This window comes from Streptomyces sp. P9-2, from assembly GCF_051903975.1.
In the GTDB taxonomy this organism is placed as follows: Bacteria; Actinomycetota; Actinomycetes; order Streptomycetales; family Streptomycetaceae; genus Streptomyces; species Streptomyces cellulosae.
This window is the reverse complement of record NZ_CP192633.1, coordinates 5,377,450-5,402,215: the sequence shown is the minus strand read 5'-3', so window position 1 is coordinate 5,402,215 and position 24,766 is coordinate 5,377,450. Positions and strand designations below refer to the sequence as shown.

Genomic DNA, 24,766 nt, shown 5'->3' with positions numbered 1-24,766 from the left:
CGTGTCCATGCAGGTCTGGCCTGGCGAGGCGTATCCGCTCGGTGCCACGTACGACGGCGCCGGAACGAATTTCGCGGTCTTCACGGAGGCCGCGGACCGAGTAGAGCTGTGTCTGCTGCACGACGACGGCTCCGAGACCGCGGTCGAGCTGCGGGAGAGCGACGCGTTCGTGCGGCACGCGTACCTGCCCGGGGTGATGCCCGGGCAGCGGTACGGCTTCCGTGTGCACGGGCCGTACGCCCCCGAGCGGGGGCTGCGCTGCAACTCCGCGAAACTGCTGCTGGACCCGTACGCGCGTGCGATCAGCGGCTCGATCCAGTGGGGCGAGGAGGTCTACGGCTACCACTTCGACGACCCCGAACGGCGCAACGACCTGGACTCGGCGCCGCACACGATGACGTCGGTCGTGGTCAACCCGTACTTCGACTGGGGGGACGACCGGCGGCCCCGGACGGAGTACCACCACACGGTGATCTACGAGGCCCACGTCAAGGGGCTCACCATGCGCCACCCCGGGCTGCCCGAGGAGCTGCGCGGCACCTACGCGGGCCTGGCGCACCCGGCGATCATCGAGCACCTGACCGAACTGGGCGTCACCGCGCTGGAGCTGATGCCGGTGCACCAGTTCGTGAACGACCACCGGCTGGTCGACATGGGGCTGAACAACTACTGGGGCTACAACACCATCGGCTTCTTCGCCCCGCACAACGCCTACGCGTCCTGGGGCGACCGGGGCCAGCAGGTGCTGGAGTTCAAGTCGGCGGTGAAGGCGCTGCACGAGGCCGGGATCGAGGTGATCCTCGACGTGGTCTACAACCACACCGCCGAGGGCAACCACCTGGGCCCCACGCTGTCCTTCAAGGGCCTCGACAACCCCTCGTACTACCGGCTGGCCGAGGACCCCCGCTACTACATGGACACCACGGGCACCGGGAACTCGCTGCTGATGCGGTCCCCGCACGTGCTCCAGATGATCATGGACTCGCTGCGGTACTGGGTCACCGAGATGCATGTCGACGGGTTCCGCTTCGACCTCGCGGCCACCCTGGCCCGGCAGTTCCACGAGGTGGACCGGCTGTCGTCGTTCTTCGACCTGGTGCAGCAGGACCCGGTGGTCTCCCAGGTGAAGCTGATCGCCGAGCCCTGGGACGTCGGCGAGGGCGGCTACCAGGTGGGCAACTTCCCGCCGCTGTGGACCGAGTGGAACGGCAAGTACCGGGACACCGTGCGGGACCTGTGGCGGGGCGAGCCGCGCACGCTCGCCGAGTTCGCGTCCCGGCTGACAGGCTCCTCCGACCTCTACCAGGACGACGGGCGGCGCCCGCTCGCCTCGATCAACTTCGTCACCTGCCACGACGGTTTCACCCTGCACGACCTGGTGTCGTACAACGAGAAGCACAACGAGGCCAACGGCGAGGACAACCGGGACGGCGAGAGCCACAACCGGTCCTGGAACTGCGGGGCCGAGGGCGACACCGACGACCCGGACGTGCTGAGGCTGCGCGCCCGGCAGATGCGGAACTTCGTCGCCACGCTGATGCTTTCCCAGGGCGTGCCGATGATCAGTCACGGCGACGAGCTGGCCCGCACGCAGCGCGGCAACAACAACGCGTACTGCCAGGACAACGAACTGGCGTGGGTGAACTGGCCGGAGGAGGGGGACGGCGAGGACGACTTCCGGCGCCGGCTGCTGGAGTTCACGCGGGCGATGGTGTGGCTGCGCAAGGACCACCCCGTCTTCCGGCGCCGCCGCTTCTTCCACGGCCGTCCCGTGGAGGGCACCCACGACGACCTCTCCGACATCGCCTGGTTCACGCCCGAGGGCGCGGAGATGACCCAGCGGGACTGGGAGTCGGCACGGGCGTCGGCGCTGACCGTGTTCCTCAACGGCAACGCGATCTCCGAGCCCGGTCAGCGCGGGGAGCGGATCACCGACGACTCGTTCCTCCTGATGTTCAACGCCTCCCCCAAGCCGCTGGACTTCGTGGTCCCGGTGGACCACGGGGCACAGTGGCAGGTGGTGGTCGACACGGCCCGAGAGGACGGCGTGCCACCGGGGACGGGTCCGAAGGTGTCGGCGGGGACGAGGCTGACGCTGACGGATCGCAGCCTGACGGTGCTGCAACGGCCGGCGTAGGGGCTGGACGGCCCCTCCGGCGTTTGAGGAGCGGGGTCTGGGGCGGAGGCCCGGTGTCGGGACGGGAAGGGGCGGCGGGGGCGGAAACCCTCCCACCCCCACCCCGAACGGAGCAGCCAGCGCACGACACGCGCCCACGCGGGTACGTACGTCCCCATGACCCCTGAGCGCCCCGCCCCGGCAGTCCCCACGGCGACCTACCGCCTGCAGCTCCAGCCCGCCTTCCCCTTCACGGCGGCCGCCGAAGCCGTCCCGTACCTGGCCGGGCTCGGCGTGTCCCACCTGCACCTCTCCCCCGTTCTCGAGGCGGTCCCCGGCTCGGCCCACGGCTACGACGTCGTGGACCCGACGCGCGTCCGGGAGGAACTGGGCGGCGAGGAGGGCCTGCGGGACCTGTCCCGCACGGCCCGGGCGCACGGCCTCGGACTGATCGTGGACATCGTCCCCAACCACATGGCGATGTCCCCCCGCCACAACGCGGCCCTGTGGGAGGTGCTGCGCGACGGCCCGTCGTCCCCCCGCGCCCGCTGGTTCGACATCGACTGGGAGGCGCAGGGCGGGCAGATGCTGCTGCCGGTCCTCGGCGGTCCGCTCGGCGAGGTGGCGGACGAGCTGAAGGTCGACGGCGACGTGCTGCGCTACTACGACCACGCCTTCCCGCTGCGCGAGGGCACGGCGGGGCTGCCGCTGCCGCAGCTGCTGGACGCGCAGTGGTACCGCCCCGTGTGGTGGAGGCTGGCCCGCACCGAGCTGAACTACCGGCGGTTCTTCAGCATCTCCGAGCTGATCGGGGTGCGGGTGGAGGACCCCGAGGTGTTCGAGGCGACGCACGCGAAGATCCTGGAGCTGCTGCACGAGGGCGTGGTCGACGGGCTGCGCGTCGACCACCCGGACGGGCTCGCCGACCCCGGCGGCTATCTGCGGCGGCTGCACGAGGCGACGGGGGGCCGCTGGACGGTGGTGGAGAAGATCCTCGCCGACGGCGAGGCGCTGCCCGCCTCCTGGCCGGTCGCCGGCACCACCGGCTACGACGCCCTGCGCCACGTCGACGGGCTGTTCCTGGACCCGGACGGGTTCGGGGAGCTGGTGGACCGCTACCGGGCCTTCGCGGCCCCGCAGACGGACCGGGGCGGCGACTGGGACGCCACGGTCCGCAGGGCCGCGTACAAGGTGCTCACGCACGAGCTGGCCGCCGAGCTGGACCGGCTCACCCGGGTGGCTGCCCGGCTGTGCGCGACGGCTCCCCAGACCGCGCTGCGCGACCGCGCGCCCTGGGCGCTGCGCACGGCGCTGACGGAGCTGCTGGTGCGGCTGGAGGTGTACCGGCCCTACGCCCCCGAGGACGCGGCGACGGTGGTGACCGAGGAGGCCGCGGCCGAGGCCCGGCGCGCGTTCACCGTCCCGGAGGAGGCGGGCGCGGTGGACGTCGTACGGGATCTGCTGCTGGGGCGGTACGGGGACGGGCCCGTGTACGGGGAGTTCCGTACGCGGTTCGCGCAGACGGCGTCGGCGCTGCGGGCCAAGTCCGTGGAGGACACGGCGTTCTACCGCTACGTGCCGCTGCTGTCGGCGACGGAGGTGGGCGGCGAGCCGGGCGACCCGGCGGTGGCCCCGGACCGCTTCCACGCGTACTGCGCGCGCGTGCAGCGCGACTGGCCGGCCACGGGGACGGTGCTGTCCACGCACGACGCCAAGCGCAGCGCGGACGTGCGGGCGGCGCTGCACGTGCTCACCGAGTGCCCTCGGCGCTGGGCGGACGTCCTCACGGAGGTGTCCCGTACCGGGGAGGCGGTGCCCGACGGGCAGACGGCGTGGGCGGCCTGGCAGACGGTGTTCGGGCTCGGCCCGGCCGAGGAGGAGCGAGTGCGGGCGGCGCTGCTGAAGCATGTGCGCGAGGCGGGCCTGTTCACCAGCTGGACGGAGCAGGAGCCGCCGTACGAGGAGGCGGTGGCGCGGTTCGTCGCGGCGGGGCCGTGCGGGGTGCCGGGGCGGAAGGTCGCGGAGCTGCGGGAGGCGCTGGAGCCGCACATCCGGGCGAACGTGCTGGGCGCGGCGCTGGTGCATCTGATCATGCCGGGCGTGCCCGACGTCTACCAGGGCACGGAGCGCGAGTACCGGGCGCTGGTCGACCCGGACAACCGGCGGCCCGCGCGGTTCGGCGGGGACGGCGGGGACCTCGGGGACGTCGCGGAGAAGGAGGCGGTCACCCGGGCGGCGTTGGCGCTGCGGGCGCGGCGGCCGGAGGTGTTCGGCACGGCGGCGTCGTACGAGCCCCTGGCCGCCGAGGGCCCGGCGGCGGAGCACTGCCTGGCGTTCGTCCGCTCCGGCGAGGTGGTGACGGCGATCACCCGGCTGTCGCTGCGTCTTGCGGAGGCGGGCGGCTGGGGCGGCACCCGGCTGCCGCTGCCACCGGGGCGGTGGGCCGATGTGCAGGACTCCGGGAGGGAGTTCGCGGGGGACGTGCGGGTGGCGGAGCTGTTCGCCGCGTCGCCGGTGGCGCTGTTGGAGCGGGTGCCGGAGTGACGGTGGTTCCGGTTGTCGGGGCGCTGTGCGGGGTCGGTGCGCGGTCGGCGCACGGCCGGTGAGGACCCGTGCGACGTGCGTCCGGCGCGGGACGCGGGACGTGCGGGAAGGGGGCCGTGGCGTGCCTCCGAGCGCCCCCTGGCGGCTCCCCCGTACCGCCCTTGACACCGTCTCGCGGCCGTGGGGTACTGCGCAGTGCGAGTGCGGGCGGTGACGGGGGGTGGGTCCGCTGCGGGAGTCTCGCTATCCGACGGTGTCCGAACTGGTCATCTCCGCCCGGGCGCTGGCAGTCCAGTGGCCGGGTCTGTGTGTGCTGCGGCAGGTGGGGGTGTCCCGCGGGGGACGGCCGCTGCACCTGCTGTCCGTGGGGCGCGCCCCACACGCCGTGCTGGTCGTCGCGGGCGCCCACGCCAACGAGCCCGCGGGCAACGGGACGCTGCTGGAACTGGCCCGGCGGGCCCTGCTCGAGCGGGAGCTGCGGGACGGCGTCTCCTGGCACTTCCTGCTGTGCGCCGACCCCGACGGGGCGAGCCTGCACGTCACCCCGGCGCCGCGCAGCCTGTACGACTACCACCTGGGCTTCTTCCGCCCGGCCGGGCCCGAGCAGCCGGAGTGGGCGCCCTCGGTGCTGCCCGCGGACCGGCTGCCGCCGGAGACGCGGGCGCTGACCGGGGTGATCGACGAGCTGCGGCCGTTCCTCCAGGTGTCCCTGCACGGCACCGATCTGGGCGGCAGCTGGGTGCAGTTGACGCGGGACGTGCCCGGGCTGGCGGAGCCGTTCGCCAAGTCGGCGGCCGAGCTGCACATCCCCGTCGAGACGGGCGCCTCGGACGCGGCGGGCTGGCCGGCGTCGGGGCCCGGCGTGCACGTGATGCCCGCGCCGGAGGCCGCCCCGGCCTATCCCAGCCTGAGCGACGACGCCCGGCACAGCACCTGGTACCACGCGCACCGGTACGGCGGTCTGACCGCGGTCGTGGAGGTGCCGATGTGGGCGAGCGACCTGGTGGACGACCCGGCCCCGCACCCGGCGCCTGACACGGCGATGCACGCGCTCGCGGAACGGCTGCTGCGGGACGCGGGCGAGGTGCGGCACGTCCTTGAGGAGGTACGGCCCGGACCGCCGCCCGCCGAGACCGGCGGTCCGCTGCTGCGGGCGGCCACCTGGGTGCTGGAGCTGGTGCCGGGACTGGCCGCCGACCTGGTCCGCACCCCGCCGGCGGACGGCACCCGCGCCTACGTCGGCAGCGTGGACGCCTTCGCGCGCCGGGTGCCGCTGCGGGCGGCGGCGATGCTGCGGCGGGCCCTGCGGGACACCGACGCCCAGGCGGCGGCCCGCCTGGACCAACTGGTCGCCCACTGGAGCGACACCTTCGCCACCCGCTTCCGCGCCCGCTGGGTCCCGGTCCGCCACCAGGTGGAACACCAGTCCCGCACGGTGGTGGCGGCTGCGCGGCAGGCGCGGGTGGGGTTGATGTGAGGGGTCGGCCGGGGGCGCGCCCCCGGCCGGGGAAGACACGGTGCGGTCGTCGTGCCTTGGTGCCCGGAGCGCGAGGCCTCTCTGCGCGGGACCGGGCGCCGTCGGTGTCCGACGGTCGGGCCGGACGCCGCCGCCCGAGCGGAAGGACGCTTCCCGGCCGGACACGTCGCGGCCGGGCGTCGGAGGCAGCGGAACGCCGGTGCCACAGGCCGGCGCCGTGCCGCGCACAGGGCGGGGCGGCGCCGCCGATGCCGTGACGCCGGGCCACGGCGAAAGGCGCCGCCGTCGCCGGGCCGTCATGGCCACGGCCCCGAGCGCAGGCGGTCTCACGTCCCGTCAGGGGCGTTCGGCTGCTGCCCGCACGGCGGGCGCCGACCACGGCGCTCGGCCGACCTCCTCTCCAGGGCCGCGTCAGGCCTCGGCGCGGAGGCCCACTCAGGCCCACTCAGGCCCACCCAGGCCTGCCGCACGCGAGTGGCCGTCTCACGTCCCGTCGAGCGCGAACAGCGCCCCCGTGTGGGCGCGCAGCGTGCAGGTGTTCGGGAAGGTTTCCGTCCAGGTGACCGGGCGGTCGCGCCACATGCCCTCCGCGTGGGCCGTCACCGGGGCGTAGATCATCGGGCAGAGGGCGTCCTCCGCGGGGAGGGCGGTGATGCGGCCGTCCGCGGCCGACAGCTGCGCGCAGGCATCCTGCGCGTGCGGGTGGTCGCCGCCGGGCGGGTCGCAGCGCAGCAGCCTGGCGTTCTCCGCGCCGGCCGTCGTGTTCTCCCCGTGGCTGACGCTCAGCATCAGCCAGTTCCCGGTGTCCGCGTGGGCGGAGGGCGTCGCGCCGGCGAGCAGGAGGAGCGCGGCGGCGGCCAGCCCCGCCCCTGCCGTCTTCACTGAGGTGTGCGTCATTCCCGGTGCATCGGCACGGCGGGCCCGGGACCCCAGCCCGGCTCACCCGAACGGGAGGTTCCGGGGGTCCTCCGTACGGCGAGGGCGCACACGGCGCGGATCACCCGGGCCTGGTACTCCGCCTGGCGGTCCACGGGGATCCAGCGGGCGCCGAGCACGTCCCGGAGGTCCGCGCAACGCGCGTCGATCAGGCGGTTCAGCGCCGGCAGCGCGTCGGTGGGGTCGTGTCCCGCGCGGGTGACGAGCTGGTGCAGCAGACCGGCGGTGCGCAGGGCGAGGCGCCGGCCTGCGAGGCGCAGCGCGGCCAGGCGGGCGGTCGTCATGGGCGGCAGCGGATGTGCAGAATCGTTCTTGCGGTCGGGGTCCCAGGCGTCCGCGAGGCCCGGGCAGACGAGGAGGTAGTCGTCGACCGGGGCGAGCAGCCGGTCCGCGTCGGGCACGCCCGCGACGTACGGGCGTATCCGCTCCGCGAGCTCCCCGAGCAGCGCGGTGTCGCGGCGCAGGGTGCGGCTGACGGACCGCAGCTCGGCGTCCGGGTCGGGGTGCGGGGCGCCGCTCCCGACGGCGGCGACGCCCCACATCGGCGCCTCCACGACCGCGGTGACCGTGCCGTACCCGTAGGGGTGGTACCACGTCGACTCCACGGCCGCCTCGGTGATGGCGGCGGCCAGGTCGCGGCGGTGCGGGGGCGGGATGCGGTAGACGGCGGGGCCGAGGCCCGGCCAGTACAGGGCGTCGTACGCGCCGAGTTCGCGCGGCACGCCGAGGCGCGCGGCGACGGCGGCGACCCGGCGGTCGAGGCCCGGCAGGTCGTGGGTGAGCTCGACGAAGCCGCCGCCCACGTCCACGCCGTGCAGGGAGCACTGGAGGAAGGGCCGCAGCTCGTCCTGGAGGGCGAGCAGCGCGCGGGTCTCCGGCAGCGCGGCGGACGCGGCGCCGTCCGGCAGCCACTCGGGCTGTTCCAGGAAGCCGGGGCGGTAGAAGTTCCGGAAGTGGCGGCCGAGGGTGTACGGGCCGGTCAGCCAGCGCTCGTTGTGGCGCAGGCCGTCGGGGTCGAGGCAGAGCAGCAGGTTCCAGGTGATGTCGGCGCCGTCGGTGAAGCGGCGGTCGGCGAGCGCCTGCTCGGCCAGCCGCAGCACCGTCGCGCCGCCCACCGGTTCGTTGGCGTGCGGTCCCGCGACGACGAGGGCCTGGCGGCCGCCGTGGCCGACGCTCAGCAGCCACAGGGGCGTGCCCGCGCGGGAGACGCCGACGCGGCGCAGACGGGCGTCGCGGGGATGGCGGGCGGCGAGGGCGGCGGCCCGAGCGCCGAGTTCGTCGACGGTCGGATAGCTCAGGAGGGGCGTCAGGTCACACCTCCACGAAGCGACGCCGTCGTCCACCGGAAGTACAAGCCGTGCGGGCAGTGCGGATGCGGCACGTACAGGGAGTACGAGTACGGGGAGTGCGGGGTCCCCCTACAGTCAGTCACGACTGCCGGGCTCGCGTCAACACCGTCACGTGTCAACGACAAGCACATGCGTGTCAGTTGGCGGCGAGCCGGTAGGTGATCCGGCCGAAGCCCACCTGGTCGCCGTCGCGGACCACGGCCGCGCCGACCACCCGACGGCCGTTCACCGTCGTGCCGTTGGTGGAGCCGAGGTCGCGCAGCACCCACAGGCCGCCCTGGTGGGTGAGTTCGGCGTGGACGCGGGACACCGTCTCGTGGGTGAGCCGCAGCCCGTTGGCGGGGTCGCGCCCTATCCGCAGCGGGTGCCCGTGCGCGGGGTGCGGCAGCAGCAGCTTCGGCAGCTTCTCCGCCCGCCAGGCCCGGCGCAGCCGCACCGTGAACCCGGAGACCGCCTCGACCGTGCCGAACACCGCGCGGGAGAGGCGGCTCTCGCGGGGGAGGTCGGCGGTGAGCGCGGCGAGTTCGTCGGCGCGCCGCGCCACGAGCGCCAGTTCCATGCGCCGGATGAACGTGTCGTGGGACAGGCGGCCCTTGACGACGCCGTCCCGCAGCGCGCTCAGCGCCTTGTCGCGCTCCGCGTCGGAGAGCCGCGCGGGGTACGTGGAGAACTCGAAGGACGACGTCACGCGGTGATTGTCGGTCAGCCGGGTGCGAGCTGTCCAGAAACCCCGTAAGCGGAGGACTCGCCCCCGCCTGCGCCCCACGGCCTCGCCCGTCCCGCGCCCCGCCCGTGCCGCGGTCCGTCGCGCGACACCCGCCGCAAAACGGCGGATCCCCCGGCGAATTGATCTCCGATGCCGCACGATGGAGGCGCTTCATCACGGTGAGCAGACGAAGGGGAACCGTCCGTGCAGTTCGAGGTGTGGGCACCACAGGCCGGCCGAGTGACGCTCCGGTGCGACGGCGTCACGCGCGCGTTGGAGCGCGATCCCGAGCGGGAGGGGTGGTGGCGGGGGGAGGCCGAGGCGCACGACGGCTCCCGATACGGCTTCGCGCTGGACGACGGGCCGGTGCTGCCGGACCCCCGGTCGCGCCGCCAGCCCGACGGCCCCGACGGGCTCAGCGCCGTCGTCGACCACGACCGTTACATGTGGACCGCCGAGTGGAGCGGACGGCCGCTGCCCGGCGCGGTGCTGTACGAGACGCACGTCGGCACGTACACCCGTGAGGGCACCTTCGACGCCGCCGCCGAACGGCTCGGGCACCTCGCCGACCTGGGCGTCACACACGTGGAGTTGATGCCGGTGTGCCCGTTCCCGGGCCGGCACGGCTGGGGGTACGAGGGCGTCTGCCTGTGGGCGGTGCACGAGCCGTACGGCGGGCCCGAGGGGCTGAAACGGTTCGTCGACCGGGCGCACGCGCTGGGGCTCGGCGTCGTCCTGGACGTGGTGCACAACCACCTGGGCCCGTCGGGCAATTACCTGCCGCAGTTCGGCCCGTACTTCACCGATACGCACCACACGCCGTGGGGTGCGGCGGTCAACCTGGACGCGCCCGGCTCGGACGAGGTGCGCGCGTACCTCGTGGAGAGCGCGCTGGCGTGGCTGCGGGACTACCGGATCGACGGGCTGCGTCTCGACGCCGTGCACGCGCTGGTGGACACCCGCGCGCGCCACTTCCTGGAGGAGCTGTCGCAGGCCGTGGACGAACTGGCCGCCGACACCGGCCGGCCGCTGTTCCTGATCGCCGAGTCCGACCTCAACGACCCGCGGGTCATCACCCCGCGCGAGAACGGCGGCCACGGCATCCACGCCCAGTGGAACGACGACTTCCACCACGCCCTGCACACCGCTCTGACCGGCGAGTCGCAGGGCTACTACGCCGACTTCGCCCGGGCCCCGCTGAAGGCCCTGGCCAAGACGCTCACCCACGGCTTCTTCCACGACGGCACGTACTCCAGCTTCCGGGGCCGGCACCACGGGCGGCCCCTGGACCGCACCCGCGTGGCCGCGCACCGCCTGCTGGGGTACAGCCAGACCCACGACCAGGTCGGCAACCGCGCCCAGGGCGACAGGCTGGCCGCGCTGGTCTCCCCCGGGCTGCTGGCCTGCGCGGCGGCGCTGACGCTGACCGCGCCGTTCACGCCGATGCTGTTCATGGGCGAGGAGTGGGCGGCGGGCACGCCCTGGCAGTTCTTCACCGACCACACGGACCCGGAGCTGGCGAAGGCGGTCAGCGAGGGTCGGCGCCGGGAGTTCGCGGCGCACGGGTGGGCGGAGCAGGACGTACCCGACCCGCAGGACCCGGCCACCCGTGACCGCTCCTGCCTGGACTGGTCCGAGCCGGAACGGGAGCCGCACGCGAGGATGCTGGCCTGGTACCGCCAACTCCTCACGCTCCGCCGCGAACAGCCCGACCTCACCGACCCGGACCTCGCCGACACGAAGGTGGCCTACGACGAGGACCGCCGCTGGCTGGCGTTCCGCCGGGGCGACGTCCGCGTGGCCGTGAACCTGGGCCCCGAACCGGCCGACATCCCCCTGGGCTCCCGCGAGGCCCAGATCCTGGCGGCATGGGAACCGGTGGACACACCGGGCGCGGACGGTCTGCTGCGGCTGCCGGGGGAATCGGCGGTGGTGTTGCTGCAGGAGTGAGGGGCGCGGGGCGGGCGTGCCCCGCCCCGCGCTGTGGGCCGCGTGGGGCTGCGTCACGGCACCGCCCTTCGCAGCCCCGACGGGCACCCGGGCGCGCGGAGGGCTCGACCCGGCTCGCGCCCGGGCCGCCTGGGGTGTTTCACGGCGCCGGTGACACCGCGACACGACGGGCGCGGCGGCGCGGGGAGGACACCCCGGCCCCCGGGCCCCCTAGGGCGCCGCGTCGCTGTCGCGGAGGTCCGTCACGCGTTCCAGCATGATCGGTTCCCAGGCTCGGCGGAGGCGGGTGCGGAGCAAGGGGAGGGACCGCGTGGCGTTGTGGACCAGGGCCTCGGCGAGGTGGATGACGCAGTCGCAGCGGGCCAGCCACAGGCCGCGCAGGCAGGGGCGGGCGCCGTAGCCCGCCAGCGTGGCCGCGCGGACGGCGGCCGGGGCTCCGACGGCGCGGGCCAGACCCGCGATGTCCTCGGCCGGGTCGCCGACCACCGCCGAGTCCCAGCCGAGCACCCCCCGCACCCGCCCGTCCGCGCCGACGACCAGGTTCCCTCCCGTGAGGGCGTGGTGCACCAGCACGGCCGAGCCGGCCTGCGCGGCGAGCTGCACCGTCGCGGGCTGGGTGAACTGCCGCAGCCGCGCCGCCTCGAACTCGTCGGCCTTGTCGAGCAGTTCTACGGCCTCCCCGGCGGCCCGCCGCAGCGTCTCCAGCGAGCGCGGCGGCACGCGCGGCACGCCCAGCGACTCGGCCTGCCGTACGGGCACCTGGTGCAGCCCGGTGAGCAGGCCCGCCAGGTCGGTCTCGCCGACGGCGGACACGGTGTTCTCCTCCGCCGTGCCCCCGACCAGCCGGGTCTCCAGCGTGCACAGCAGGCCGGGCGCCCACTCGCCCTGCGCCAGGCAGACGGGCAGCGCGACCGGCATGTGCGGGCGCACGACCTCGCGCAGCCGCAGCTCGCGGCGCCGGCGGGCGCCGGTGGCGCGGTCCGGGGCGAGGTACAGCACGTACCGGGTGCCCACCAGCCAGGTGGTGGGGTGGTCGGCGCCGTCGTCGGCGGGCCGCACGTCGAGGGCGGCGGCGGACGCGCCGGTGCCGTGCCCGCTGTCCTTGAGCAGGGACCGGGCCAGTCGGCGGACGGTGTCAACGGTGGGTGTCGGTGCCTGGGTCATGGTCGCGCCGTAACCGTTCGGGAGAGGCAGGGTGGGGACGGGGCGGAAGGGCCGGACGGTGCCGCTCAGTCGACTATCACCATCCCCCGCTCCGTGTCGTTCAGCCGCCGTCCGCCGTCCTCGGTGACGGTCACGATGTCCTCGATCCGCACCCCGAACCGCCCCGGCAGATAGACGCCCGGCTCGACGGAGAAGCACATGCCGGGGACGAGCGGCCGCTCCTCGCCCTCGATCATGTACGGCGGCTCGTGGGTGGTGACGCCGATGCCGTGCCCGGTGCGGTGGATGAAGTACTCGCCGTACCCGGCGCCGTCGATGACCGCGCGGGCCGCCCGGTCGACGTCCTGGCAGGCCGCGCCGGGCCGCACCGCGCGGAAACCGGCCTCCTGCGCCTCGCGCACCAGGTCGTGCACCCGGCGCTCCTCCTCGGTGGGCTCGCCGACGTGCACCGTGCGGGAGGTGTCGGAGCCGTAGCCGTCCTTGAGGCCGCCGAAGTCCAGGACGACCATGTCGCCGCGCTCGATACGGCGGTCGCCGGCCTCGTGGTGCGGGTTGGCTCCGTTGGGGCCGGAGGCGACGATGGTGAAGTCGACCTGGGAGTGGCCGAAGCGGCGCAGCAGCGCGGCGAGGTCGGCGGCGACCTCGGACTCCCGGCGGCCGGAGAAGCGGACGTTCCTGATCTCCTCGAACGCGGCGTCCGCGGCGGCGCCGGCCGCGGCGAGCCGCTCCAGCTCCGCTGCGTCCTTCACGGCGCGCAGCATCGGCAGCGCCTCGGTGAGGGAGACGTACGAGGTCTTGGGGAGCGCCTGCTGGAGTCCCAGCAGGTGCAATGCCCAGGCGTTGTCGCTGACGCCGAAGCGGCCCCGGTCGTCGAGGAGGGCCGCGGTGAGGGCGTAGGGGTCCTTGCCGTCGGTCCAGTCGCGCAGGGCGAGGGCGGGCGCGCCGGTGGCCTTCTCGGCGTCCGGGGCCTCCAGGGTGGGGACGACGAGCACAGGTTCCCGGTTGGCGGCCAGGACCAGCAGGGTGAGCCGCTCGGTGACGGCGGGCGGCGCGTACCCGGTGAGCCACACCAGGTCCGGGCCCGGCGCGACGAGCACCCCGGCGAGCCCGGCGTCGGCGGCCTGCCGCGCCGCCCGGTCCATACGGGCCTTGTAGTCGTCAGCGGTGAAGGGCACGGGCGCGGTGCCGGTCATCCGGGTGCCTCCCAGGGCGGACGTCGGGGCTACGGGCAGCATCCTGCCCGCCGAACGGGTACGGCGCGAGCCGGTTGCCGGGGTTGCCCCCGGAGTCGCCCCGTCCGGGGGCGGAAAGCCCCGCTCCTCCACGCCGGTACGCGCCCCCGCGCCCCCCAGGGCCCGGCGCCCCTGCGAAGAAGCCCCCTTACGTCAAGATCCCGGGAACCGCCGTCACCTGCTGGTACCCGCCCGTGGCGTGCCGGACGGTCAGGCGGATCTCCGAGCCCGGCGGGGTGCGGGCGAGGGCGTGGGCCAGGTCCGCGGCCGTGTCGACGCGGGTGGCGCCGACGGCGAGGAGCAGGTCGCCCTCGCGCAGGCCGGCCGTGTGGGCGGGGCCGGGGTTCTGGACGCCGACCACCAGGGCGCCCGGACGGCCGTCGTCGGTCACCTCCACCCCGAGCCGGGCGGTGAGGGCCGGACCGGACGCCGGGGCGGGGCCCGCCCACACGGTGGCCAGGACGCCCAGGGCGGCCCCGGTCAGCAGCAGGGCGAGGCCCGCCGCCGCCCGCCGGCCCCGCGGGCGCGCGGGAGGCGGCTCCTCGGGGGCGGCGGGCAGGGGGTCCGGCCGGGGGACGGCGTGGGCGCCGGGCATCGGCCGGGGGCGGAGCGCGGGGGGTTCCATGGCGGCCGGCCGTCAGACGAGGACCGGGGGCGCCGGTGACCGGTGCTGCAGGAAGCCGTGCACGCGCCCGGACAGGTACTCGTCCTTGTACCGGTCCACGCTGCGGTGCCAGTTGAGGATGCCGGCCATCCAGTTCTGCAGGTCGGTCACATAGCCCCGCATGACCGCCCGCGCCTCCTCCGGCAACTGGAAGTCGTCGTACACGACGGGCAGTTCGTGCTCGACGACGTGCTCGAACTGCCGCATGCGCTGGTTCATCAGGTCCGCGACGACGGGCAGCGCGGTCGCGTAGTCGATGCCGAAGAAGTTCTGCACGACGAGGACCGCGTTGTGCATCTCCCCCTCGAACTCGATCTCCTTCTGGTACGAGAACACGTCGTTGAGCAGGCACGCGAAGTCGATGGCCGCGTTCTCCAGGGAGCGGACGGGACCCGTGCGGTACACCTCCGGCGGGACCGCGGGGCCGTGTCCGGCGCGGCACAGGCCGAGCGTGAGGTCGGAGCCGAAGGTGGCGCGGCGCATCTCCAGGTAGTCCACGGGGTCCGGGACGCGGTTCTGGATCTGGTTGGACAGCTCCCACACCCACGACTCGGTCATCTTGTCGACGGCCGTCCTGAGCGGGCGGCGCTGCTCGGGTGTCATCCCGGCGGTGGTGCGCGCCCACAGGTCGATCAGGGACCGTTCCATCGCGTTGGCCGGGGGCGGGACCTCCTCGCCGTCCAGCGGCATGCAGGCGGACAGCCGGGCCGTGGTGAGCCGGGCGGCGGCCAGGTCGCGGCGGTGGCCGTGGACCAGCGGGTAGTAGTCGTCGCCGTAGGTGCCGAAGGCCAGCCAGCCGGAGGCGAGGTCGAGCTGCTCCTGGGTGGCGTCGGGGTCCAGGCCCGCCGCGCACAGGGGCAGGTCGCAGCCGGCGAGCTTGTCCTCGTCCCAGACGCCCTCACCGAGGATGCCCATGCGGTGCGACCACTCCAGGAGATGGCGCCGGGAGCCTTCGAGGGCCGGGCTGAGGGAGAGCGGGAACGGCATCCGGATGTCGGGGATGACCGAAGGGCCGACCTTCCGGTACGGCACGTGCCGGTACGGGCGCAGCCGTTCGGCGGCGGCGCGGGCGAGCAGCGCGCCGACGTCGGCCGCGGAGGTGCCGGGGCCGGTGAGGGTCTGCCAGGAGGGGCCGGGGCGGGCGTTCTCGTTCATGTAGCGGCTGGAGCGCATGTGCCACTCGTGGCCGCCCGCCTGCCAGTCCTGCAGCCCCTTGGCGTACGCGGCGACGGCGGCCGTCTCCGCCGGGGTGAGCCCCTGCTCCAGGGCGACGGCGGGCACCTCGGTGAACGCGGTGTGCTCGAACTGGTGCAGCCGCGAGGTGAGGACGTCGTTGACCAGGTCGGCGGCCTCCTGCGTGGTGCAGCCGAAGAAGGTCTCCAGGACGAGCACGCCGTTGCTGAGCTCGCCCTCGTCCTCGACCTCCCGCTGGTAGGAGAACAGGTCGTTGCGCAGGTGCACGGCGTCGGAGAACGTCTCCATGAGCACCCGCAGCGGGCGGGTCCCGGCGACGGCGGCCGGCACCTCGGCGGTGGCGTACTCCACGAGCCCCGCCGACCAGGGGGCGCCGCCCACCTTGCGGCGCATCTCGATGTACTCGACGGGGTTGGCGATCCGCCCCTCGTTGATGTTGGACAGCTCCCACAGCGACTCGTTGAGGAGGTGCTCGGTGGCGACGGCGAACCGGCGGCGCCAGTCGGCGGACATCGCCGGCACGGTCCGCGCCCACAGGTCGGCGAGGCCCGCCTCCACCGGGTTCCCCGGCTCGGGGACGGGCGCCCCCGGCTCCAGGGGCATGAACAGCGGCAGCCGGTCCAGATGGGCCTTGCCGCCGACGCGGTCCTGGGTGCGCTTGTACTTCTCCAGGAAGTGGTCGTCGAAGAAGAACACCCACACGTACCAGTCGGTGATCAGGGACAGCGCGGGGCCGTCGCAGTCGGGGTGCGTGCAGGCGCAGAGCAGGCCGTAGTCGTGCGCGTCGAGGTCGGCCTGCTCCCAGACCCCGCTGCCCTCCAGCATGCCCATCTCGCTCGCCCAGGCCGTGGAGTGGGCCCGGGCCTCGTCCACGTGCGGATTCAGGCGCGCGGGGTGCGGCATGTAGAAGTGCGGGAGTTCGAAGGGCTGCGTCATGGCCGGGGGCTACCCGTGCCGCTCCGGCCGCATCCGCCGCCCGCTTGGTGATCACACCTTCGCGTGAAACCTGCCCGGAAACGGGAGTTGGAAGCTCAGGTCCGTACCTGGATCAGCGCGTGGGTGCCGCTGGTGCGCCAGCGCCCGCCCTCCTCCGCGTCCAGCGCCGCCTCCGTCTCCGGGGCGAGCCCGGTGATCACGTCGGACTTGAGGGTGCGCAGGGCGGCGACCGGACCGGGGAAGTACGCCGTCACGTCGGCGAACGGGGTGGTCGGCGGCCAGTAGCGGTCGCCCACGAGGCGGCGGTAGTTGAGGTCGCCCTTGAGGACGGTGAGGGTGGCCGCCGCGAAGTCGGCGCGCAGGTCGTCCGGCATGTCGGCGTACGGCAGGGGCGCGCAGGAGAAGGGGTGGGCGCGCAGTGCGAGCCGCCCGTCGGTGAGGGCGGCGCGCAGGCCCTGTCCGTACGCCCCGGCGGCGCCCTTGGCGGCGGTGAGGCGGCGTACGGCGTCGAGGACGTCGGCGGTGGTGGCGTCGGAGACGTAGTACGGGTGCGGCTTGATGTGCAGAACGGCGTCGGTGATGCGCCCGTGGGTGAGCAGGTGGGCGATCAACAGCAGGTCGGGGACGAGTTCGCGGCCGGCGTTGTCGGCGACCAGGCAGAGGGTGCCGGGCCGGGAGGCGTCGAGCAGGGACCACAGGCGGTCGCTGTCGTCGGCGACGAGGGCGGGGACGGCGGCGGTCTCCTCGGCGCCCTCGGCGGACATCCGGAAGCCGAGGTCGGCGCGGTTGCCCCAGAGGGAGCCGTGCAGCAGGGCGCGGGCGCGTTCGTCCTCGGGGAGGTCGTCGAGGGCGTCGAGCGCGGCGAGTTCCTCGTCCGTGGCGGGCGCGTCGAGCTCGGCGAGCTTGGCGGGGCGGAAGGGGTCGATGCCCCGCCAAGGGCCGGGCTCGAAATAGCCTACGGCCTCCAGCAGTTGGCGGTAGAACCAGCTCTCCGACCACAGCCAGGGCACATCGTGCCAGGAGCGGCCGGCGTGGGCGTCCATGCCCCAGTCGGCCCAGCGGTCGCGGTCGTGGGCGCCGTCGGGCAGGGGCGTGACGACGCCCTGGGTGCAGTTCTCCAGCAGGGCGTCGAGCGCCCGGCGCTGCTCGGGGCCGTAGGGGGTGTCCTCGGCGACCTGGCGGAGGATCGCGGGGTGCCGTTCGGCCAGCACGCCGTACGGGAAGGTGCCGGGCTCGTCGGCGACGATCACGGGGGCGGCGGGGGTGTCGGGCATGGGGCTCACCGTAACCCGACGGGCGTCCGGGCGCCGGGTGTCACGGCGGGGCGGGCGTCACGGCGGGACAGGCATCACGCGCGGTGGGCATCACGCGCGGCAGGCATCACGCGCGGCGGGCATCACGCGCGGCAGGCATCACTCGGGGCAGGGCTTACAGCACGCCGGGCCTCACAGCGGGGCGGGTTCCCGTTCCAGGCGGGCGGCGAGGGAGAGGTAGCGGGCGCGGCGGGTGACGGGGACCAGGCCGCGGATGAGGAGCTGCCACATCTCGGCGGTGCGGCGGGGCCCGCGGCTGACGGGTTCGCGGGCGCGGCCGACGACCTGGGTGCCGACGAAGAAGCAGACCAGGGAGTGGGCGACGACGTCGATGTCGGCGTCCGGGTGGACGTCGGACTCCTCGACGGCGCCGGCCAGCCGGGCCGAGACGATGTCGAGCCACTCGGTGAAGGGGTGACCGAGCGGCGGGCGCGGCCGGGTGGTGCCGGTGGCGAGCCGCAGTCCGGCCCGCAGCACGGGGTCCTCGGCGGACAGGCGGGCCACGCAGAAGGTGAGACGCATCAGCGCCTCCAGGGAGGTGCGGCCGCGGGCGCCGGTGTCGCGGGCGAGCCGGTGGCAGGTCGCGGACTGGAGTTCCAGGATGGCGTGGGCGAGGTCCTCCTTGGCGGCGAAGTGGAAGTACAGCGCCCCTTTGGTGACGCGGGCGTGCTCGACGATGTCGCTGAGACTGGTCGCTTCGTAGCCCTGCCGGTCGAACAGGTCGGCGGCGGCCGTGATGATCGTCGCGCGGGTCTTCTCGGCGCGTACCTGCCTTGCCATCGACTGCACTCCTGTGGCCGGAAAGCGACGGTCCATGCCGTTTGTTTCTAACGCCCCGTACACGATAACTCACCGTGCGCTGACGTTCATCACCCCGATGGGCGGGCTCAGTTGAACACACCGGGCATACGGGGCGTACGCCGCGAGGTGAAACAGCACGCGGGGTTTCCGAGCGCACGCCCCCCTCGCTCCGTACGGAGTCTGAACTTCCGCTTCGTACGTTCTCACGGTTCATCACAATGCGGCAGCGGCGCCTCACTTCGCGTGGCTGTTCACTTGACGACCAGTGGTTCCACGCGGTTGGCTCCGGCCAGCGAGAGTCACCCGGACGGCCGCACCCCGCGGTGGCCGGTCCGCCGGTGTCCCTCCCCTGCACTTAGCTCTGCCGTACAGCGAGGTCCGCGCTCCTCATGAACACTCGTCCCCCGTCCCGCCGCATCCCGAGCCGTCGAACGGCGGTCCTGGCGGCCGCGATCGGTCTGCTGGCGGCGGGCTGCTCCTCCTCCGCCACGGAGGGGGCGGACGGCGGCGCGGGCGCCGCGCGCGGCTCCGGGGACCTGCGGGTCGCGCTGGTCACCCACGGCAGCGAGGGCGACGCGTTCTGGGACCGGGTCCGCAAGGGCGCGGAGGCGGCGGCCGCCAAGGACGGCATCGAACTGACCTATCTCAGCGACCCGGACGGGTCCGGACAGGCCGATCTGGTGCGCCAGGCCGTCCGGGACGGCGTCGACGGCATCGCGCTCACCCTGGCCAAGCCGCAGGCCATGAAGGGCCCGGTCAACGAGGCGCGCGCCGCGGACATCCCCGTGGTCGGCCTCAACTCCGGTGTGAACGCCTGGAAGGAGGCCGGGCTGCTGGCGTTCTTCGGCCAGGACGAGAGCCTCGCGGGCCGCGCGGTCGGCGAGAAGCTGAACAAGCTGAGGGCCGAGCACACGCTGTGCCTGGTGCACGAGCGGGGCAACGTCGGCCTGGAGGCCCGCTGCGCCGGCGTGAAGAAGACGTTCCGCGGCACGAGCGAGAACCTGTACGTGGACGGCACCGACGAGCAGGCCGTCTCCGGCATCCTCACGGCCAAGCTGCGCCAGGACCCCTCCATCGACCAAGTGGTCACCAACGGCGCCGACTTCGCGCTGCTGGCCGTGGACGCGGCGGCCGAGGCGGACAGCGAGGCCCAGGTGGCCACCTTCGACCTGAACGAGGAACTGGTGGACGCCGTGCGCGGCGGCAACGTCCGGTTCGCGGTCGACCAGCAGCCGTACCTCCAGGGCTATCTCGCCGTGGACGCGCTGTGGCTGTACCGGACCAACGGCAACGTCAGCGGCGGTGGGACCGCGCCCGTGCTCACCGGGCCGGCGTTCGTCACGAAGACGGAGGCGGACTCGGTCGCCGCCTTCGCCGCCGCCGGAACCCGCTGACGGCCGCCGTGCGTACCGTCCCCACCACCCGACAGCTCTAGGACCACGATGTCTCGACGGACAGGTGCCCGGCGCCGTCTCGGCTCCATACGCCTCTCGCTGATCCTGCTCGCCCTGGTGCCCTGCGTCGCCCTCGCCGGGCTGTGGGGCGTGACCACGATCCGCATGTTCTCCGAAGGTCTGGAGCTGCGGTCGCAGACCCAGCTGAGCCGGGACACCGGCGCCATGGGCACGGACGCCGCGCTCGACCTCCAGCGGGAGCGGGCGCTGACCGCCGAGTGGCTGGCCGGTCCTGACGGTTCGCGGTCCGCGTTGGACGCCCAGCGGCGCGCCACCGACCGGTCCGTGGCGCGGCTCATGGGGCAGGCCGACGCGATCGCCCAGGCGCCGGCGCGCATCTCCGACCGGCTGTACTCGGTGCTCGGCTCGGTGGGCAGCCTGGAGTACTACCGCGACCAGATCGACGACCCCCGTGACATCACCGCCGAGGAGGCGCTGGACCAGTACACGTCGGTCATCGACGACCAGATCCACGCCTTCCAGGAGCTGTCCCAGGTCGACGACGGCGACCTCACCTCCCAGGCGCAGCCGCTGGTGTCGCTGGAGCACGCGGCGGAGCTGGTGTCCCAGGAGGACGCGCTGCTGACCCTCGCCTGGCCGTCCGGCCGTCTGGACGCCGACCACCGGCAGAAGTTCGCCGAGCTGGTGCACACCCGGCGCTGGCTGGTCGCCGACCAGATCATGCCGGCGCTCGACGGCGACCTGAAGACGCAGACCGAGCGGATCCTGTCCAGCTCCGAGTGGCGCGCCCTGGAGGCGGTGGAGGACCAGGTGCTGGCCACCCCGTCCGAGGGGAAGGCCCAGGAGATCGAACTGCCGGATCTGCGCGACCGGTGGTCCGACGCCATGGACCGGGTCTCCCCGCAGTACAACGCCATGATCCGGCAGCAGACCGACGCGCTGCTCACCCGCAGCGCCGACGAGGCGCGCAGCCTGCTGGTGACGGCCGCCTCGCTGAGCGCGGCCGGGCTGCTCGCGCTGCTGCTGTGCGCGGTGCTGTCCTGGCGCATCACCCGCTCGCTGTCCCGCCGGCTGCGCGGACTGCGGCTGGCCACGCTGAGCCTGGCGCAGGAGCGGCTTCCGGACGTCGTGGCCCGGCTCGAGCGGGGCGAGAAGGTCGACCCCGAGTCGGCGACAACGCCCCTGGACTACGGCCACGACGAACTCGGCCAGGTGGCGCAGGCGTTCAACACCGCGCAGCGCACCGCCGTGCACACCGCCGTCGAACTCGCCGACACCCGGCGCGGCTTCCAGAAGATCATCCTGGGCATCGCGCGGCAGAGCCAGAACCTGGTCAACCTCCAGCTGAGCAAGCTCGACGCGCTGGAACGCAGGCACACCGACCCCGAGGTCCTCAAGGGCCTGTACGAACTGGACTCCGCGGCCAGCCAGTTGCGCCGGTACGAGGAGAACCTGGTCATCGTCAGCGGGGAGCGCCCCGGCCGCACATGGAGCGAGCCGGTCGCGCTGATCGACATCCTGCGCAGCGCGGTGGGCGAGGTCGCCGAGTACCGGCGGGTGGAGGTGTTCGCCGACGAGGAGGTGTCGCTCGCGCCGCCAGCGGTGGCCGACGTGATCCATCTGCTCGCCGAGCTGATCGACAACGCGACGGCGTACTCACCGGCGCCGAGCCCCGTCACGGTGCGGGCGGCGATGGTCGCCAAGGGCCTCGCCGTCGAGGTCGAGGACCGGGGGCTCGGCATGTCCGAGGAGGACTACGCGTCCCTCAACGCCCACCTGGCCGAGCCGCCGCAGTTCGACGTGGTGGCCCTCGCCGACGACCTGCGGCTCGGCATGTTCGTCATCTCCCAGCTCGCGCACCGCCACGGCATCACGGTCACGCTGCGCCCGTCGCCGTACGGCGGGACGACGGCGATCGTGCTGCTGCCGCGCGAGGTGGTCGTCGTGACCGACGAGCCGTCGGACGCGGCGCGGGAGGCGTCCGCCTCGGAGGACGGGCCCTCGAAGGACGCCCCCGCGCAGGACGCTTCCGCGCAGGACACGTCGGACGTCTCCTCCCCGCTGCGGCCCCTCCCGAGCCGGTCCCGCTCGGACGCCGCCCGGGACGACGCCGAGGACGCTTCCGGGACCGCGCCCGACGGGAACGCCCCGGACCCCGCCGAGGACCGCCCCGCGCCCGCACGCGCCGGCGCCCCGTACAAGTCCCCCGCGCCCCACCGGAACGGCGCCGGCCCCGCCCGCAAGGGCGGTCTCGCCCCGCTCCCCCGGCGGGTGCCGCAGACCAGCCTCGCCGCCGAGCTGCTCGAGGAGCCCTCCGCCGAGGACGCGGGCGACGACGAGTTCACCGCCGAGCACGCCGCCTCCTCCCTGGCCTGCTTCCAGCAGGGCACGCTCCGGGCGCGGGACGCCGTCGGTGACGAGCCCGAGGACGGGCGGCCGACCCATGGGCCCGCGTCCGTCTCCGGGCACCCGACCCCGACCCCTGACGCCGACCGCTGACCGCTGACCGCCGACGAAGGAACACCGCCATGACACGCCCCCTGCCCGCCACCCACACCCAGCTGGACCAGCTGCTGACCGGACTCGTGGAACGGGTCGCCGACGTGAACCAGGCCGTGGTGCTCTCCGAGGACGGCCTGGTGGTCTCCAAGTCCACCGGCTTCCTGCGCGACGACGCCGAGCGCCTGGCCGCCACCGCGTCCGGTCTGATGAGCCTGAGCAAGGGCGTCAGCATGGACTTCCGCGGCGGCCCGGTGCGCCAGGCGCTCATCGAGATGGCGCACAGCTACCTGATCCTCACCTCGGCGGGTCCCGGCGCCCATCTGGTGGTGCTGACCGGCCCGAAGGCGGACGTCGGCGTGGTCGCGTACCAGATGAACATGCTGGTGAAGAAGATCGGCGAGCACCTCAGCGCGGCCCCGCGGGACACCAGCGGTCCCGCCGAAGACCCAGGCGTGTGAGGTGGGCGGGAGCGACCCTTCGGGCCGGCTGGTACGGCCGTTCACCCTGACCGGGGGCCGCACCCGGCCGAGCCGTGCCGACTTCACGCTCATCACGACGGTGACGGCGGCGGACCCGCAGCCCGAGACGGCCACCCGGCCGCAGCCCGAGCACACCAGGATCCTGCGGCTGTGCGCCCGTCCGATGGCGGTCGCCGAGCTGGCCGCGCGGCTCGACCTGCCGGTGAGCGTGGTCGTCATCATGCTCTGCGACCTGCTGGAGGCGGGCCGGATCACCGTCCGTCCGCCGCGTTCCGTCACCACCCCGGATCCGGACCTGCTGCAGAAAGTGAGGGAAGGCCTTGGCCGGCTCTGACACCGACGCCCGGGCGTCCGCCGACGGCGGCGCGCCCGACACGGTCAAGATCCTGATCGCCGGCGGTTTCGGCGTGGGCAAGACGACCATGGTCGGCTCGGTCAGCGAGATCAGGCCGCTGCGGACGGAAGAGCCGCTGACCGTGGCGGGCCTGGACGTCGACGACCTGGACGGCGTCGAGGAGAAACGTGTCACCACGGTGGCCATGGACTTCGGCCGCATCACCGTGTCGGACGACCTGGTGCTCTACCTGTTCGGCACGCCGGGGCAGCAGCGGTTCTGGTTCATGTGGAACGACCTGGCCCTCGGCGCGCTGGGCGCGGTGGTCCTGGTCGACGTGCGGCGGCCGAAGTCGAGTTTCGCCGCGATCGACTTCTTCGAGCGGCGGGGCATCCCGTTCGTGGTGGCCGTCAACGGCTTCCACGGCGAGCACCCGTACCCGGTGGAGGACATCCGGGAGGCGCTGACGCTGCCGGCGGAGGTGCCGGTGCTGCTGTGCGACGCGCGGGAGCGGGAGTCCTCGCGGGACGTGCTGATCGCGCTGATCGACCTGCTGATCGCGCAGGCGGCGGCCGCGAGCTGAGCCCGCGGGGTGCCGAGAGTCGAGCCCGCGGGGTGCGGCGGACCGTTCCGCCGCACCCCGCGACGGGTCTCAGACGAGTCCGGCGGACTTCAGCCAGGCCTTGGCGACGTCCAGCGGGTCCTTCTTCTCCAGCTGCACCTGGGCGTCCAGGTCGAGCAGCGTCTCGGTGTCCAGCTTCGCGGAGACCGCGTTCAGCGCCTCGACGCCTTCCTCCGGCAGCGCGTCCTTGCGGACCAGCGGGGTGACGTTGGCGTACCCGAAGAGGTTCTCCGGGTCCTTCAGGACGACGAACTTCTCCTTGACGATGGTCGGGTCCGTGGTGAACACGTCCGCCGCCTGGACCTCGTTCTGCGCGAGGGCCGCCTGGGTGAGCGGGCCGCCCGCGTCCAGCGCCTTGAAGTTCTTGAACTTCAGCCCGTAGACCGCCTCCAGGCCCTTGAGGCCCTGCTGCCTGGTCTGGAACTCGGGCGAGCCGCCGATCACCAGCTGGGGTGCGGCCTCCTTGAGGTCGGCGAGCGTGGACTCGGCGGTGAGGCCGTACTTCTTCGCCGTCGCCGCGTTGAGGGCGACCGAGTCCTTGTCCTCGGCGGGCGAGGACTCCAGCAGGGTGAGCTGCTTGTCCAGCTTGGCCTTGACCGCCGTGTTGACCGCGTCGGCGGAGGTCTGCTCGGCCTTCTCGTCGAGATAGGCGAGGAGGGAGCCGTTGTACTCGGGAAGGACCGTCACCGAGCCGTTCCTCATCAGGCCGTAGGTGGTCTCACGGCTGCCGATGTTGTGCTTGTAGGTGACCTTGAGGCCCTTGGCGCGCAGCGCCTCGCCGTAGATGTCGGCGAGCAGGGTGGACTCGGCGAAGTTGTTCGAGCCGACGACGACCGTGCCCGCCTCCGCCTTGTCGCCGTCGAGCGGGTTGTCGGAGGTGTCCCCGGAGGAACATCCCGTGAGCAGCGCCGCCGCCGCGGCGAGCGCGACCGCCGCCGCGCCGTGGTGCCTCGTCCTCGATCTGCTGCTCTTCGCCGTAGAAGTCATTCACCGATCCAATCCAGCCGTCCGACGCCCGGTCAAGGACGCCAG

General features: G+C 73.8%; 19 protein-coding genes. 9 read left to right on the top strand and 10 right to left on the bottom strand.

What is annotated here, in order from left to right; genetic code table 11:
* The first annotated feature begins 7 nt into the window (after positions 1–7).
* The 3 genes from glgX (at position 8) to ACQY0Z_RS24560 (ending at position 6,137) form a co-directional block, all read left to right on the top strand.
* The gene (gene glgX, locus ACQY0Z_RS24570; protein ID WP_189899153.1) at positions 8–2,137 is read left to right on the top strand and encodes a glycogen debranching protein GlgX; all 2,130 of its coding nucleotides are present in this window, start codon (positions 8–10) and stop codon (positions 2,135–2,137) included.
* Positions 2,138–2,293: 156 nt separating this feature from the next.
* Positions 2,294–4,660, top strand: coding sequence for a malto-oligosyltrehalose synthase (treY, locus tag ACQY0Z_RS24565; RefSeq protein ID WP_439812813.1), 2,367 nt, complete (start codon positions 2,294–2,296; stop codon positions 4,658–4,660).
* 253 nt (positions 4,661–4,913) lie between these two features.
* Entirely contained in the window at positions 4,914–6,137 is a 1,224-nt protein-coding gene (locus ACQY0Z_RS24560) for a M14 family zinc carboxypeptidase (RefSeq protein WP_381726563.1), read from the top strand.
* Between the two features lie 483 nt (positions 6,138–6,620).
* Here the strand turns inward: ACQY0Z_RS24560 and ACQY0Z_RS24555 are convergent, their stop codons facing one another.
* From ACQY0Z_RS24555 to ACQY0Z_RS24545, 3 genes are all read right to left on the bottom strand, one after another.
* The gene (locus ACQY0Z_RS24555) at positions 6,621–7,034 is read right to left on the bottom strand and encodes a subtilase-type protease inhibitor (protein WP_254588170.1); all 414 of its coding nucleotides are present in this window, start codon (positions 7,032–7,034) and stop codon (positions 6,621–6,623) included.
* Positions 7,031–8,416, bottom strand: coding sequence for a M14 family zinc carboxypeptidase (locus tag ACQY0Z_RS24550; protein ID WP_254588171.1), 1,386 nt, complete (start codon positions 8,414–8,416; stop codon positions 7,031–7,033). The genes ACQY0Z_RS24555 and ACQY0Z_RS24550 overlap by 4 nt, the downstream gene beginning before the upstream one ends.
* Before the next feature lie 142 nt (positions 8,417–8,558).
* Positions 8,559–9,110 (bottom strand): DUF1707 and FHA domain-containing protein, encoded by a 552-nt coding sequence (locus tag ACQY0Z_RS24545; protein WP_189899161.1) that lies wholly within the window; start codon positions 9,108–9,110, stop codon positions 8,559–8,561.
* Between the two features lie 222 nt (positions 9,111–9,332).
* Here ACQY0Z_RS24545 and treZ point away from each other — a divergent pair, with 222 nt between their 5' ends.
* Positions 9,333–11,078: a malto-oligosyltrehalose trehalohydrolase gene (gene treZ / locus ACQY0Z_RS24540; protein ID WP_254588172.1), complete on the top strand. Its 1,746-nt coding sequence runs from the start codon at positions 9,333–9,335 to the stop codon at positions 11,076–11,078.
* Between the two features lie 210 nt (positions 11,079–11,288).
* Here the strand turns inward: treZ and ACQY0Z_RS24535 are convergent, their stop codons facing one another.
* The 6 genes from ACQY0Z_RS24535 to ACQY0Z_RS24510 all read right to left on the bottom strand — a co-directional run bounded on the left by ACQY0Z_RS24535 (position 11,289) and on the right by ACQY0Z_RS24510 (position 18,361).
* Positions 11,289–12,242, bottom strand: a complete 954-nt coding sequence (locus ACQY0Z_RS24535; RefSeq protein ID WP_189899165.1) for an aminoglycoside phosphotransferase family protein — start codon at positions 12,240–12,242, stop codon at positions 11,289–11,291.
* Positions 12,243–12,307: 65 nt separating this feature from the next.
* Complete coding sequence (locus tag ACQY0Z_RS24530; RefSeq protein ID WP_189899167.1) at positions 12,308–13,435, bottom strand: aminopeptidase P family protein; 1,128 nt, start codon at positions 13,433–13,435, stop codon at positions 12,308–12,310.
* Positions 13,436–13,622: 187 nt separating this feature from the next.
* The gene (locus ACQY0Z_RS24525; protein ID WP_347225456.1) at positions 13,623–14,099 is read right to left on the bottom strand and encodes a PDZ domain-containing protein; all 477 of its coding nucleotides are present in this window, start codon (positions 14,097–14,099) and stop codon (positions 13,623–13,625) included.
* Positions 14,100–14,111: 12 nt separating this feature from the next.
* Positions 14,112–16,268 (bottom strand): germacradienol/geosmin synthase Cyc2, encoded by a 2,157-nt coding sequence (cyc2, locus tag ACQY0Z_RS24520; protein ID WP_254588463.1) that lies wholly within the window; start codon positions 16,266–16,268, stop codon positions 14,112–14,114.
* Positions 16,269–16,363: 95 nt separating this feature from the next.
* Complete coding sequence (locus ACQY0Z_RS24515; protein WP_254588462.1) at positions 16,364–17,542, bottom strand: damage-control phosphatase ARMT1 family protein; 1,179 nt, start codon at positions 17,540–17,542, stop codon at positions 16,364–16,366.
* 171 nt (positions 17,543–17,713) lie between these two features.
* On the bottom strand, positions 17,714–18,361 hold the full coding sequence (locus tag ACQY0Z_RS24510; RefSeq protein WP_189899175.1) for a ScbR family autoregulator-binding transcription factor: 648 nt from the start codon (positions 18,359–18,361) through the stop codon (positions 17,714–17,716).
* Positions 18,362–18,771: 410 nt separating this feature from the next.
* Between ACQY0Z_RS24510 and ACQY0Z_RS24505 the strand changes: the two genes are divergently transcribed.
* From ACQY0Z_RS24505 to ACQY0Z_RS24485, 5 genes are read left to right on the top strand one after another with little or no spacing between them, the layout of a single operon-like run.
* On the top strand, positions 18,772–19,776 hold the full coding sequence (locus tag ACQY0Z_RS24505; RefSeq protein WP_347225455.1) for a substrate-binding domain-containing protein: 1,005 nt from the start codon (positions 18,772–18,774) through the stop codon (positions 19,774–19,776).
* A 48-nt stretch (positions 19,777–19,824) separates the two neighbouring features.
* Positions 19,825–22,296, top strand: a complete 2,472-nt coding sequence (locus ACQY0Z_RS24500) for a nitrate- and nitrite sensing domain-containing protein (protein ID WP_439812812.1) — start codon at positions 19,825–19,827, stop codon at positions 22,294–22,296.
* 29 nt (positions 22,297–22,325) lie between these two features.
* Complete coding sequence (locus tag ACQY0Z_RS24495; RefSeq protein WP_033273986.1) at positions 22,326–22,757, top strand: roadblock/LC7 domain-containing protein; 432 nt, start codon at positions 22,326–22,328, stop codon at positions 22,755–22,757.
* Position 22,758: 1 nt separating this feature from the next.
* A complete protein-coding gene (locus ACQY0Z_RS24490; protein WP_189899180.1) occupies positions 22,759–23,112 on the top strand; it encodes a DUF742 domain-containing protein in 354 nt (117 codons plus the stop codon).
* Positions 23,099–23,695, top strand: coding sequence for a GTP-binding protein (locus ACQY0Z_RS24485; protein WP_189899181.1), 597 nt, complete (start codon positions 23,099–23,101; stop codon positions 23,693–23,695). The genes ACQY0Z_RS24490 and ACQY0Z_RS24485 overlap by 14 nt, the downstream gene beginning before the upstream one ends.
* 69 nt (positions 23,696–23,764) lie before the next feature.
* Here ACQY0Z_RS24485 and ACQY0Z_RS24480 read toward each other — a convergent pair whose 3' ends face one another.
* Complete coding sequence (locus tag ACQY0Z_RS24480) at positions 23,765–24,721, bottom strand: ABC transporter substrate-binding protein (protein WP_189899183.1); 957 nt, start codon at positions 24,719–24,721, stop codon at positions 23,765–23,767.
* Positions 24,722–24,766: the final 45 nt, after the last annotated feature.

Bases quoted from the DNA above. Each gene is read 5' to 3' on its own strand.
- glgX (WP_189899153.1), top strand. From the start codon at position 8: ATGCAGGTCTGGCCTGGCGAGGCGTATCCGCTCGGTGCCACGTACGAC.
- treY (WP_439812813.1), top strand. From the start codon at position 2,294: ATGACCCCTGAGCGCCCCGCCCCGGCAGTCCCCACGGCGACCTACCGC.
- ACQY0Z_RS24555 (WP_254588170.1), bottom strand. From the start codon at position 7,034: ATGACGCACACCTCAGTGAAGACGGCAGGGGCGGGGCTGGCCGCCGCC.
- ACQY0Z_RS24535 (WP_189899165.1), bottom strand. From the start codon at position 12,242: ATGACCCAGGCACCGACACCCACCGTTGACACCGTCCGCCGACTGGCC.
- ACQY0Z_RS24530 (WP_189899167.1), bottom strand. From the start codon at position 13,435: ATGACCGGCACCGCGCCCGTGCCCTTCACCGCTGACGACTACAAGGCC.
- ACQY0Z_RS24525 (WP_347225456.1), bottom strand. From the start codon at position 14,099: ATGGAACCCCCCGCGCTCCGCCCCCGGCCGATGCCCGGCGCCCACGCC.
- cyc2 (WP_254588463.1), bottom strand. From the start codon at position 16,268: ATGACGCAGCCCTTCGAACTCCCGCACTTCTACATGCCGCACCCCGCG.
- ACQY0Z_RS24515 (WP_254588462.1), bottom strand. From the start codon at position 17,542: ATGCCCGACACCCCCGCCGCCCCCGTGATCGTCGCCGACGAGCCCGGC.
- ACQY0Z_RS24510 (WP_189899175.1), bottom strand. From the start codon at position 18,361: ATGGCAAGGCAGGTACGCGCCGAGAAGACCCGCGCGACGATCATCACG.
- ACQY0Z_RS24505 (WP_347225455.1), top strand. From the start codon at position 18,772: ATGAACACTCGTCCCCCGTCCCGCCGCATCCCGAGCCGTCGAACGGCG.
- ACQY0Z_RS24500 (WP_439812812.1), top strand. From the start codon at position 19,825: ATGTCTCGACGGACAGGTGCCCGGCGCCGTCTCGGCTCCATACGCCTC.
- ACQY0Z_RS24495 (WP_033273986.1), top strand. From the start codon at position 22,326: ATGACACGCCCCCTGCCCGCCACCCACACCCAGCTGGACCAGCTGCTG.
- ACQY0Z_RS24480 (WP_189899183.1), bottom strand. From the start codon at position 24,721: ATGACTTCTACGGCGAAGAGCAGCAGATCGAGGACGAGGCACCACGGC.